We start from the raw sequence: 11412 nt of genomic DNA on the forward strand, positions 1-11412 counted from the left end.
GTGGGCGCCCCTGCGCCCGTGCCGGTTTCGGCCGCGCGGGCTCAGCGCGAGGCCATCGCTGCCGCCACCCTCCGCGGCCCATCCGGCAGCGATCCCACTCAACTCGCGCAACGAGTCGCGGCTGCCCTCAACGTCGGCATCACCGACATGGGGTTCTACTGGGTCACCGGCCTCGCCAAGGACGGCACCATTGTCGTCGCCAACAACTACGGCCTCGGCTACATCCCCGAGGATGTCAAACTGCCCGACCGCGTCAAGATGGCGACCGCCGACGAAGGTATCCCCGCTCATGTTCGCGGATCCTGGGCGACGTATCCGATTCTTGCACTTCATGGTTGGGCGCAGCACCACAACACCGAACTCCGAGCCGTCATCGCCACCGAGGATCAGTTCAAGGGCTTCGACCCCGGCGCACCCCGGATCATCCTGCGTCCCGACGACATCCCCGAGAACGGCCGCATGGATGGCCGCCATCGCCTCCAGGTGATATCCCCCGACGCGGCAAGCAAATTGGCCGCTATCACGCCCACCGGCCTCTCCGAGGTTCTGCCTCCACCGCCCACCGACGCCACTCCCCCAGAGGACCGCCGCGCGCTGCTGTGGTTCGAGGTTTTCCGTCCCTTGCTCAGCAACTCTCCCGATCGCGCCCCGGTCCAGTTGCAGTGCTTCGTCACGTATGCAGATCACGCCCAGGAACTGGCGCTACACCGAGCACATACCGCCACCGATGCCGCCGACCAGCGCGCCGCCATCGCCGACTGGATCTACTGGCAGCACCTGAGCGTCCTCATGCAGGACGCGATCGCCACCGACGCCCCCGTCTGACACTCGCGCCCCGTTCAAGCGCCAAGTCGAAGTTTGGCACTCATTCGAATGGGCACGCCTCCCTCAGACCACGAGGAGGCGCCCATGCGAGCAGTCACCTGGCAGGGTCGACGGAAAGTGTCCGTCGACAACGTGCCCGATCCCACGATCAAGGAACCCACCGACGCGATCATCCGAGTCACCAGCACCAACATCTGCGGCTCGGACCTTCACCTCTACGAGGTGCTCGGCGCCTTCATGAACCCCGGCGACATCCTGGGCCACGAAGCGATGGGCGTCGTCGAAGAGGTCGGGCGCCAAGTCGACGGTCTGCAGCCCGGCGACCGCGTCGTGATCCCGTTCAACATCTCCTGCGGCCACTGCTTCATGTGCGATCAAGGCCTTCAGAGCCAGTGCGAAACCACCCAGAACCGCGACCAAGGGACGGGCGCAGCGTTGTTCGGCTACTCCAAGCTCTACGGCGAGGTCGCCGGCGGGCAGGCCGAGTACCTGCGCGTCCCGCAGGCGCAGTACACCCACATCAAGGTCCCCAACGACGGACCCGACGACCGCTACGTCTACCTCTCCGACGTCCTGCCCACGGCATGGCAGGCCGTGGAGTACGCCGCGGTACCCGAGGGCGGCACCCTGGTCGTCATCGGCCTGGGTCCGATCGGCTCGATGGCCTGCCGTATCGCCGCACACCGCAAGGGCTGCAAGGTCATCGGCATCGACCTGGTCGACGAGCGGCTTTCCCGCGCTCGCGCCTACTGCGATGAGCTGATCGACCTTCGCACCGACGACGCCGACGAGGTTGTCAAGAGCCACACCGAGGGTCGCGGCGCCGACTCGGTCATCGACGCCGTCGGCATGGAGGCGCACGGATCTCCCGTCGCCGAAACCATGCAGACCGCCAGCGGCTTCCTGCCCTCACCCATAGGACGCGTCGTGATGAGAAACGCCGGCGTCGACCGGCTCGCCGCTTTGAACTCCGCGATCGCCGTCGTCCGCCGCGGCGGGACGATCTCGTTGTCCGGCGTCTACGGCGGCGCCGCCGACCCGATCAACATGATGACCCTGTTCGACAAGCAGATCCAGCTGCGGATGGGCCAGGCCAACGTCAAGAAGTGGGTGCCCGACATCATGCCGTTGCTGACAGCCGAGGATCCGCTGGGCGTCGAGCAGTTCGCCACCCACCGGCTTCCGCTCGAGGACGCCCCCGGCGCGTACGAAACCTTCCAGAAGAAGGAAGACGGCATGGTCAAGACCATTCTGAAGCCCTGATGCCGATGGATCCGTCCGAGGCCCCTTGCTGTTGATTCACTGCCGTCGCGACCGCTACGGCCATCCCGGACACAACGCTTGAGACAATTCGTGTTTTCGCTACCTGATACCCCTGGTTTCGGTATCGCGGGTTCTGGCAACATTACCGACGAGTAAGGGGTTTCTCCGACTTCGGGCAGGTGGGCATATGACGAGTACTTGGAAAGCCTCAGAGATCTCGGTACTGGCGCAGAGCGAGGGCGGCGGCACCGCCATCCACGAGATCATTCTTTTGTCGATCGTCGCCGCTGTGGTCGCGGCGTTGATGTTGTGGATCGGCTGGATGCACCGCACACACAAGATTGACTGGCTGGCCCGCCTCGGTGACTGGTCTGGTCGCCGCTTCAAGCGCCCGTCGTGGGTCGCCCTGCCGATCGCGATCTTCGTCGCGTCGATCATCTGCGCGCTGTTCGGGTTCATCTGGGACGTCAGCCTGCACATCGGCAACGGCCGCGACGACGGCGCCCTCGCCAACCCCGCTCACTACTTCATCCTCATCGGCCTCTTCGGGATCTTCCTCGCCGGCTGCACGGCGATGGTGCTGCCCCGCGGCGAGAAAGAGCGTCCCGGACCGGCGGCGGTGCGCATCACCGACCACTGGTACTCACCGGTGGGTGGCATCGTCATGGCCGGGTGCGGTGTCTACGCGCTGCTCGGATTCCCGCTCGACGACATCTGGCACCGGATCTTCGGTCAGGATGTCACGCTCTGGGGCCCCACCCACCTGATGATGATCGGTGGAGCAGGCTTTTCCACGTTGGCCGCGGCCTACCTCGAACTCGAAGGCAAGCGGGTCCGGACGCCTGAGACGCCGCCCGACGGTATCGGCCTGAAGTTCATCCAGTACCTGGCGTTCGCCGGGGTCCTGATCGGCATGTCGGTCTACCAGATCGAGTTCGACTTCGGCGTCCCGCAGTTCCGCCAGGTTTTCCAGCCCATGCTGATCGCCGCGGCCGCCGCGCTCGCGTTGGTCGCCGCACGCATCTTCCTCGGCCGTGGCGCAGCGCTCATCGCCGCCGTCATCGCCATCGGGCTGCGCGGGATCGTTGCCTTCCTCGTCGGTCCCGTACTGGACGCCCCGATCAACTGGTTCCCCCTCTATCTCGGTGCGGCAGTCGTCGTCGAGCTTCTCGGCCTGAGCCCGCTGATCAAGCGTCCGGTACTCTTCGGTGCCCTGGCCGGCCTCGGTGTCGGCACCGTCGGTCTGTGGCTGGAGTCGCTGTGGATCAACGCCGTTTACCACCTGCCGTGGCAAACCAGCATATGGCCCGAGGCGCTGGCCATGGCCGTACCAACCGCCATCCTGACCGGCGCCTGCGGCGCGCTGATCGGCATGGTGTTGACGGAACAACGACTCCCGCGGCGGGCTCTCAGTGTCGGCCTCGTCGTGTTGACAGTGCTCGCGATCGGCGGCGCCACAGCCAACGGCCTCCGCTACAACGTTCCCGAGAACGCCAACGCCACCATCGTCTTGACCGAAGCTCCCGGTGACGACGATGCGCGGTTTGTGACCGCCGACGTGCAACTCACGCCCGCCAACCTGCTGAGCGAGGATCCGAACTGGGTGTCGGTGCTCGGCTGGCAGGGCGGCCTGCCCAACGAGCGAGGCATGTTCGTCGACAACCTCGAGCAGGTCGGGCCCGGCCACTACCGCTCCACCGAGCCGATGCCGGTCTCCGGCACGTGGAAGACGCTGCTGCGCGTCCACGACGGCCGGATGCTGGCGGCCGTGCCGATCTACTTGGCAGGCGATCCCGGTATCGGCGCGGAGGAAGTGCCCGCCGAACCGAACATGACGCGTCCGTTCGTCTCGGAGATCACGATCCTGCAGCGCGAGCGCAGCCCGGACATCCCCCAGTCGCTGTGGCTGATCGGATGCCTGATCGTGCTCGTGTGCTCGCTCGCCATGGTCGCCGGTATCACCTGGGGTGGCGGCCGGATCAACCGGAGCGAGCCAAGCGGACGTGAGGCCGAACTACAACCCAGCGCGCAATCATGACGGGCGCGCCGAACAGCGCGGACGTCGTGATCCTCGCCGACCATCCGGTGTGGATCGCGGTGCCCGCCTTCGCCCCGGCGATCATCGTCGCCGGGGTGGTGGTCTACATAGCAGTGAAGAACCGTCGTAAACGAGAAGTCGAATCCAACGGGGAAAGCACAACGTGAAACCGACACTCATCCGCTCCAGCGCGGTCTGCCTAGCTGCGACACTTCTCGTCGCTGGGTGCGGTGGCTCGCGCGACTCCGAACCGGAAGCGAGTAGTCCCGCCCAGTCGACCGTCGGCGCCGCCGACATGCCGGATCAACAGCGCCCACCCGATCGCCTGACCATCGACGTCACGATCGAGAACGGCAATGTCGATCCCACCAACGCACAGATTCAAGGCAAGGTCGGCGAGCCGATCGTGCTGCGGGTCAACAGCGACGCGGCCGACGAACTGCATGTGCACTCGGTGCCCGAGCACACCTTCAAGGTGGATCCCACACCTGGCCAACAGTTCCAGTTCACGGTCGACGTCCCCGGCAACGTCGAGATCGAACTGCACGATCTGAATCGCGTCATCGCGACCGTTCAAGTCCAGCAGTGATGTCGGGACCGTCGGTCTCCGTACTGGCCCACGGTCTCGGCGGTTCGACGGATCTGCCGATCCCGTTCACCTACGCGGTGGTCGGGGCCGCATGGGCGTTGACGTTCACCTTCGCGGTGGTGGCGTTCGCCTGGAAGAAGCCCAAGTTTGATCCGGCCAATTCCGTTCGCCCCCTTCCTCCTTGGGTGACTGCGGTGGTCGATGCGCCCGTGACCCGCTGGGTCCTCGGGCTCGGCGGGTTGGGTTTCGCGGTGTGGGTCGGTGTCGCCGCCGTCCTCGGTCCCCAAGACGCGAGGAATCCGCTACCCGGTGTGTTCTACGTGCTGCTGTGGGTGGGCTTGGTGGCGGTGTCGCTGATCATCGGACCGGTGTGGCGAGCGATATCGCCGGTGCGGGCAGTTCTTCGGTTGTTGGGCGGACGGTCGCTGCGCCTGACGTACCCCGCGTGGCTGGGATACTGGCCCGCGGCCTTCGGACTGTTCGCGTTCGTCTGGCTGGAGTTGGCCAGTCCCGATCCGGGTTCGCTTGACGCCATACGCATTTGGCTGCTGATCTACCTCGTGGTCACATTGGTCGGTGCGCTGGTGTGTGGTGAGCGTTGGTGCACGCGGGCCGACCCGTTCGAGATGTACAGCGTGGTGGCCTCGCGACTCTCGCCGTTTCGCCGCGATCCCGGCACGGGCCGCGTCGCGATCGGCAACCCGTTCGACCATCTCCCGTCGATTCCAGTGCGCCCGGGGCTTGTGGTGGTCATGGCCGTGCTCTTGGGATCGACTGCGTTCGACAGCTTTTCGGCCATGCCCGAATGGCGTAACTTCGTCGACGACCATTCTTCGTCGACGCTGACCGCCACCCTGATCAAAACCGCCGGCTTGGCCACGTTCGCAGCCGTCGTCGCCGCCACCTTCTGGCTTGCCTCGATCGCGACCGGCGGTGTGGACCGCGACCGGCGCCGCCAGTTGCCGGGGTTGATGGCGCACTCGCTGATCCCGATCGTCATCGGCTACGTGTTCGCCCACTACCTGACCTATCTGGTCGAACGCGGTCAGCAGACGATCATCCTGCTGGCCGACCCGCTGGCACGAGGGTGGAACCTGTTGTGGCTGCAGGACGCAGAGGTCAGCTACTTCCTGTCGCAACACCCTGCGGTGCTGGCCACGCTGAAGGTCGGTTTCGTCCTGTCTGGGCACGTCGCCGGTGTGGTCGCCGCGCATGACCGGGCGTTGCGCCTGCTGCCGTCGGCCCACCAGCTGACCGGGCAGCTGGCGATGATGCTGGTCATGGTCGGCTACACATTCACCGGGCTGTACCTGCTGTTCGGCGGGTAGCGTCGGGAGGCATGAAGGCGCTCATCATCGTCGACGTGCAGAACGACTTCTGCGAGGGCGGCTCGCTGGCCGTCAGCGGCGGCACCGACGTCGCCCGCAACATCAGCCAATTCCTTGCCGACCAGACCGAATACGCACATGTGGTGGCCACCAAGGACTTTCACATCGACCCCGGCGACCACTTCTCGGACAACCCCGACTTCGTGACATCCTGGCCGCGGCACTGCGTGGTCGGGACCAGCGGTGCCGATTTTCATCCGCAGTTCCGGCCTGACGCGGTCGAGGCCGTCTTCACCAAAGGCGAGTACTCGGCCGCCTATAGCGGCTTCGAGGGCAGCGACGAGGCCGAGACGACGCTGGCCGACTGGTTGCGTCAACGCGGAGTCGACCAGGTCGACGTGGTCGGCATCGCGACCGACCACTGCGTGCGAGCGACGGCGGCCGACGCGGTAGCCAACGGGTTCACCACACGCGTCCTGCTCGATTTGACCGCCGGGGTCGCCGCCGAGTCGACCGCCAAGGCCGTCGAAGACCTGCGCGCGGTCGGCGTCGAGATCGTCTAGTCGCCGGCCGTCGGGTCGACCGGCTTACCTGTCCACGACGGCGCCCGGCCCTCCAGGAACGCGCGCACGCCTTCCTTGGCGTCGTCGTGTCCCATCAGCTCCAGGTGGATCTGCGTCTCGCGGCTGCCGACTTCGGACCGGTCGAGGTCGTATGAGTCCCACAGCAGCCGCTTGCTGGCCGCCACCGACATCGGCGCAGTGTTGGCGGCTATGTCGCGGGCGAGGTCCAGCGCGGCGGGCAGCACCTCGTCGGCGGGCAGTACCCGGCTGCCCAATCCGAGCTGCACCGCCCTCGTCCCGTCGAAAGTGGTCCCGCTCAGCAGGATTTCGGCCGCGTTGGCGACACCGACCAAGCGCGGAAGGATCCAATGGGAGTGGGCGTCGCCGACGACTCCGCGCCGCACCTGCACGACGCCGTAGCGGCCTTCGGCGGCGAAGAACCGGATGTCGCACTGCAGCGCCAGCGTCAGCCCCAATCCCATCGCGTGCCCATTGACCGCCGCGATGACCGGCTTGGGCAGCGTCCACGCGGGCACGTCGATACCGGCCGCGCTGAAGCCCGAGCCCGGGGCGGCGAAGGTGTCCTCGCCGGCGGCCAGGTCGGCGCCTGCACAGAACGCAGGCGGGGTTCCGGTCAGCACGATCACCCGCACCCCGTCGTCGCGGCCAAGTCGCCGGTAGGCGTCGGCGAGTTCGTCGCGCATGCCGTCGCCGACAGCGTTGCGCTGCCGCGGCCGGTTCAGCGTGATCGTCGCCACCCCCTCGTCGAAGCCGGTCAGCAGCGTGCGGTAACCGGGCAGGTCGGGGCAGGCGGGCACGCGTTTCTCCTGGCTAGTGTGATGTTTGTGCGTAGTTGGTTGTGATGCTGCCGCATCGGGCACACCCGTATCGTCTCGTTGTCCGTGTGTGTCGTCGTCTGGAGTGAGAATTGACCCAAGCCCCCGCGCCCCAAGCCGCATCCCTGGAGGTCTGGCCGGGTAAGGCCTACCCGCTCGGAGCGACCTACGACGGGACGGGCACCAACTTTGCGGTGTTCAGTGAGGCGGCCGAGAAGGTCGAGCTGTGCCTGTTCGACGCCGATGGCACCGAGACCCGGATCACGCTGCCCGAAAACGACGCGTTCGTCTGGCACGGTTTCATTCCGAATATCGAGCCTGGTCAGCGGTATGGCTACCGGGTGCACGGCACGTATGACCCACCGACCGGACAGCGCTGCAACCCGAACAAGCTGCTGCTCGATCCGTACTCAAAGGCCATCGACGGCAATTTCGACTGGAACCAGTCGCTGTTCAGCTATAACTTCGGCGACCCCGACAGCCGCAACGACGACGACTCCGCCGCGAGCATGCCCAAGTCGGTGGTCATCAACCCGTTCTTCGACTGGGGCAACGACCGCCCGCCAGGCTACGAGTACGCCGATTCGGTCATCTACGAGGCGCATGTCAAGGGCCTGACACAGACGCACCCCGACATCCCCGAGAACATCCGCGGCACCTATTCCGCCGTGGCGCATCCGGTGATCATCGAGCACCTGCAGTCGCTCGGTGTGACGGCGATCGAGTTACTGCCGGTGCACCACTTCGCCAACGACTCCACGCTGATCGACAAGGGCCTGTCCAATTACTGGGGCTACAACACGATCGGCTTCCTCGCGCCCGACTCCAAGTACAGCTCCAGTCCGAATCCCGGCGGGCAGGTGCAGGAGTTCAAGGCGATGGTCCGCGCACTGCACGAGGCAGGCATCGAGGTGATCCTCGACGTGGTCTACAACCACACCGCCGAGGGCAATCACCTGGGTCCGACGCTGTCGATGCGCGGCATCGACAACGGCGCGTATTACCGGCTCGTCGAAGACGACAAGCGTTATTACATGGACTACACCGGAACCGGCAACAGCCTCAACGTCGGCCATCCGCATTCGCTTCAGCTGATCATGGATTCGTTGCGGTACTGGGTGACCGAGATGCACGTCGACGGTTTTCGATTCGACCTCGCCTCCACGTTGGCCCGCGAGTTCTACGACGTCGACCGGTTGTCGACGTTCTTCGAACTCGTACAACAGGATCCGACGGTCAGCCAGGTCAAGCTGATCGCCGAGCCGTGGGACGTCGGGCCCGGTGGTTACCAGGTCGGCAACTTCCCGCCGCAGTGGACGGAGTGGAACGGCAAGTACCGCGACACGGTCCGCGACTACTGGCGCGGTGAGCCCGCAACGCTCGACGAACTCGCTTATCGCTTAACGGGTTCGGCCGATCTGTACGAGCAGACCGGCCGGCGGCCCGTCGCCTCCATCAACTTCGTCATTGCCCACGACGGTTTCACGTTGCGTGATCTGGTGTCCTACAACGAGAAACACAACGAGGCCAACGGCGAGGACAACAACGACGGCGAGAGCCACAACCGGTCCTGGAACTGCGGCGTTGAGGGGCCGACCGACGATCCCGAGATCAACGCACTGCGATCGCGCCAGCAGCGCAATTTCCTTACGACGCTGTTGCTTTCGCAGGGCGTTCCGATGATCGCGCACGGCGACGAGCTGGGTCGCACCCAGCAGGGCAACAACAACGTGTACTGCCAGGACAACGAACTGTCGTGGATCGACTGGTCAGACCCCGACACCGAACTGATGGAATTCACCCGCAAGGTGTCGGCGCTTCGCGCGGCGCACCCGGTGTTCCGCCGGCGCCGGTTCTTCTCCGGGCGGCCCGTGCGCCAGCGCGGCGGTGACGGGCTGCCCGACATCGCCTGGTTCGCACCCGATGCCTCGGAGATGAGCGACGAGGATTGGGACACGGGTTACGCGAAGTCAATCGCGGTGTATCTCAACGGCAACGGCATTCCCGATCGCGACGTGCGCGGACAGCGCATCGTCGACGACTCGTTCGTGCTGTGCTTCAACGCCCACTACGAACCGATCGACTTCGTGATGCCGGAGAAGAAGTTCGGTGGCTCCTGGATCGCGGTGATCGACACTGCGGCCGACGACGGCGACGAACCGACACCCGTCGATGCCGGGCAGAAAGTCCAGGTCGCGGCGCGTTCCGTTCTGGTGTTGCAAGCGGCGACGGAGGAGTAGCCGCCTCCGCTGTCAGGTACCCCTACTCGACCACCGGGAAGAACGAGTCACCGTCCTCGGGGGTGCCGTCGATCTGGCCCATGTCGCGGCCGTGTTGGTCGGGGTCGATGCGCTCGACCTGGTCGTCGGGGCGCAGCTCGGTGTCGCCGCTCGGCTCGCCCATCGGCTGGTTCAGCTCGGGCTGCTCGGGCTCTTCGGCGGCGAGCTTCTCGTCGAGGCTCTCGTCGACCTCTCCGTCGGCATTGATCTTGTCGGCTTCACGCCACCCTTCTGGCGGATCGACGGTCTCGTCGCCGTCGTCGTTGCGCACGTCGTCGGAGTCCAACGCCTCCGTCGGGCGCAGCGTGTCGCCGACGCCGCCGCCGTCGTTGGGTGAATTACCTGGGTCAGGGTTTGCGCTCACAGGTATCCGGTTGCCCACCTGCCCGGTGACTAAACGCCGCACCGCGCGGCAGGCGAACCCATACCGTCCACCGACCGAACCGCGGCAGCTGGCCGTATCCCACCCGACGATCGCCCAAACCGACTGTGCGACAGGCTTCTTGGCCGTCGAAATCCCTGACGGGAGCGTCCTTTTGTGCTACGGTTTGTCCCACAGCAACCGTGGCCGTCGCGAATGACAGTCTGAGTTGTCACGCGGCCCTGGCGGGTCGAGTAGGAGCCGATGAGCGGCGGCGCCTACCGGCGGCCACGGTTGCCGTCCCATTCCTTCGTTGCGACGTGCACCCAGCCGCGACCCGCCCGCTTCCATGATTTACGTGAGTGTCAGTAATGCTGGCGCGGTCGCCGTATGCTGCCCTGCATGACGGCCCCCACCAGCACCGGGCGCCGCGCGACCGCTCAAGACTGGATCCAGACTGGGTTCGAGGTGCTCGCTGACGGCGGCCCCGGCGCACTGCGGATCGGCCGTCTGTGTGAGCGTCTCGACGTCACCAAGGGAAGCTTCTACTGGCACTTCACCGATATGCCTGCCTACCGCGACGCGCTCGCCCGTGCGTGGGCCAACCTGCACGACGAACAGCGGCGCCGATTCGAGGACATGCGCGGTGCCGAGCCCCGCGCCCGGTTGGCGGCGATGATCCAGACGCTGATGTGTCCCGACCAGTGGGCGTTGGAGCGGGCGATGCGGGTCTGGTCGTTGACCGACCAGACAGTGTTGGCCAGCGTCCAACAGAGCGATGTGCGGGTGCAAAGCGCCGTGCGGGAGGCGCTCGTCGACTACGGATTCGACGACGCCGAGGCCGATCTGCGTTCGGCTCTTCTGTTCACCACGGGCATCGGCTTGTTGCACGAGGTCCGGTCGGCACCGCGCGAGCCTGCGGCGTTGAGCGAGCGCGTGCTCGACCTCATGCTTCACCGATAGGCCGCGACGGCTTCAGCCCGGTCTTTTCGTCGAGGTACTGCAGCAGGTGGTGGGCGGCGAGTTCGACGTCCTTGTGTCGCCACTCCGACGCCCGGTACACGCACGCAATCAGCCCCGACCGGTGGAGTCGCCGAAAGTCGCCGTAGACGAACGCGTACCGCGCCTTGGTCTCGTCGCGCGCGCCGTCGGTCAGGCCGAGATGCCAGGCCGCGTAGTCCTCCCACGAGTGGGTGTCCAGGTAGGAGTTCTGCGCCTCGGCGCGCGGCTGCACCTCGCCCCAGTCGCTGTCGAGCACGTATTGGCGCGCGTCGATGAGCTCACGCGCCTTGGCCATCGCCGCGTCGTTGAGCGAGTACTTGGCCACTTC

At 66.0% G+C, this 11412-nt stretch carries 12 protein-coding genes; 9 read left to right on the forward strand and 3 right to left on the reverse strand.

What is annotated here, in order from left to right; genetic code table 11:
* The 7 genes from AAHH99_RS15725 to AAHH99_RS15755 all read left to right on the forward strand — a co-directional run bounded on the left by AAHH99_RS15725 (position 1) and on the right by AAHH99_RS15755 (position 6606).
* The gene (locus tag AAHH99_RS15725) at positions 1-825 is read left to right on the forward strand and encodes a secretion protein EccK (protein WP_418769422.1); all 825 of its coding nucleotides are present in this window, start codon (positions 1-3) and stop codon (positions 823-825) included.
* Positions 826-909: 84 nt separating this feature from the next.
* A complete protein-coding gene (locus AAHH99_RS15730; protein ID WP_418769423.1) occupies positions 910-2088 on the forward strand; it encodes a zinc-dependent alcohol dehydrogenase in 1179 nt (392 codons plus the stop codon).
* A gap of 187 nt (positions 2089-2275) precedes the next feature.
* Positions 2276-4126, forward strand: coding sequence for a hypothetical protein (locus tag AAHH99_RS15735; RefSeq protein WP_418769424.1), 1851 nt, complete (start codon positions 2276-2278; stop codon positions 4124-4126).
* Complete coding sequence (locus AAHH99_RS15740) at positions 4123-4293, forward strand: hypothetical protein (protein ID WP_418769425.1); 171 nt, start codon at positions 4123-4125, stop codon at positions 4291-4293. Before AAHH99_RS15735 ends, AAHH99_RS15740 begins: the two co-directional genes overlap by 4 nt.
* Positions 4290-4715, forward strand: a complete 426-nt coding sequence (locus tag AAHH99_RS15745; RefSeq protein WP_418769426.1) for a hypothetical protein — start codon at positions 4290-4292, stop codon at positions 4713-4715. The genes AAHH99_RS15740 and AAHH99_RS15745 overlap by 4 nt, the downstream gene beginning before the upstream one ends.
* Positions 4715-6043, forward strand: a complete 1329-nt coding sequence (locus AAHH99_RS15750; RefSeq protein ID WP_418769427.1) for a hypothetical protein — start codon at positions 4715-4717, stop codon at positions 6041-6043. Before AAHH99_RS15745 ends, AAHH99_RS15750 begins: the two co-directional genes overlap by 1 nt.
* An 11-nt stretch (positions 6044-6054) precedes the next feature.
* A complete protein-coding gene (locus AAHH99_RS15755; RefSeq protein ID WP_418769428.1) occupies positions 6055-6606 on the forward strand; it encodes a nicotinamidase in 552 nt (183 codons plus the stop codon).
* Here AAHH99_RS15755 and AAHH99_RS15760 read toward each other — a convergent pair.
* Positions 6603-7424, reverse strand: coding sequence for an enoyl-CoA hydratase/isomerase family protein (locus tag AAHH99_RS15760; RefSeq protein ID WP_418769429.1), 822 nt, complete (start codon positions 7422-7424; stop codon positions 6603-6605). The genes AAHH99_RS15755 and AAHH99_RS15760 overlap by 4 nt on opposite strands.
* A gap of 110 nt (positions 7425-7534) precedes the next feature.
* Between AAHH99_RS15760 and glgX the strand changes: the two genes are divergently transcribed.
* A complete protein-coding gene (gene glgX / locus AAHH99_RS15765; protein ID WP_418769430.1) occupies positions 7535-9682 on the forward strand; it encodes a glycogen debranching protein GlgX in 2148 nt (715 codons plus the stop codon).
* Between the two features lie 22 nt (positions 9683-9704).
* Here the strand turns inward: glgX and AAHH99_RS15770 are convergent, their stop codons facing one another.
* Positions 9705-10085, reverse strand: coding sequence for a hypothetical protein (locus tag AAHH99_RS15770; RefSeq protein WP_418769431.1), 381 nt, complete (start codon positions 10083-10085; stop codon positions 9705-9707).
* A gap of 399 nt (positions 10086-10484) precedes the next feature.
* Here AAHH99_RS15770 and AAHH99_RS15775 point away from each other — a divergent pair, with 399 nt between their 5' ends.
* On the forward strand, positions 10485-11045 hold the full coding sequence (locus tag AAHH99_RS15775; protein WP_418769432.1) for a TetR/AcrR family transcriptional regulator: 561 nt from the start codon (positions 10485-10487) through the stop codon (positions 11043-11045).
* Here AAHH99_RS15775 and AAHH99_RS15780 read toward each other — a convergent pair.
* Complete coding sequence (locus AAHH99_RS15780; RefSeq protein WP_418769433.1) at positions 11029-11409, reverse strand: hypothetical protein; 381 nt, start codon at positions 11407-11409, stop codon at positions 11029-11031. The two genes, AAHH99_RS15775 and AAHH99_RS15780, sit on opposite strands and share 17 nt — an antisense overlap.
* Between the last annotated feature and the right edge of the window lie 3 nt (positions 11410-11412).

Source organism: Mycobacterium neumannii (assembly GCF_048452905.1).
In the GTDB taxonomy this organism is placed as follows: Bacteria; Actinomycetota; Actinomycetes; order Mycobacteriales; family Mycobacteriaceae; genus Mycobacterium; species Mycobacterium neumannii_B.

Excerpts from the sequence above, each read along its gene's own strand:
- AAHH99_RS15730 (WP_418769423.1), top strand. The coding sequence starts at position 910 with ATGCGAGCAGTCACCTGGCAGGGTCGACGGAAAGTGTCCGTCGACAAC.
- AAHH99_RS15735 (WP_418769424.1), top strand. The coding sequence starts at position 2,276 with ATGACGAGTACTTGGAAAGCCTCAGAGATCTCGGTACTGGCGCAGAGC.
- AAHH99_RS15740 (WP_418769425.1), top strand. The coding sequence starts at position 4,123 with ATGACGGGCGCGCCGAACAGCGCGGACGTCGTGATCCTCGCCGACCAT.
- AAHH99_RS15750 (WP_418769427.1), top strand. The coding sequence starts at position 4,715 with ATGTCGGGACCGTCGGTCTCCGTACTGGCCCACGGTCTCGGCGGTTCG.
- AAHH99_RS15755 (WP_418769428.1), top strand. The coding sequence starts at position 6,055 with ATGAAGGCGCTCATCATCGTCGACGTGCAGAACGACTTCTGCGAGGGC.
- AAHH99_RS15775 (WP_418769432.1), top strand. The coding sequence starts at position 10,485 with ATGACGGCCCCCACCAGCACCGGGCGCCGCGCGACCGCTCAAGACTGG.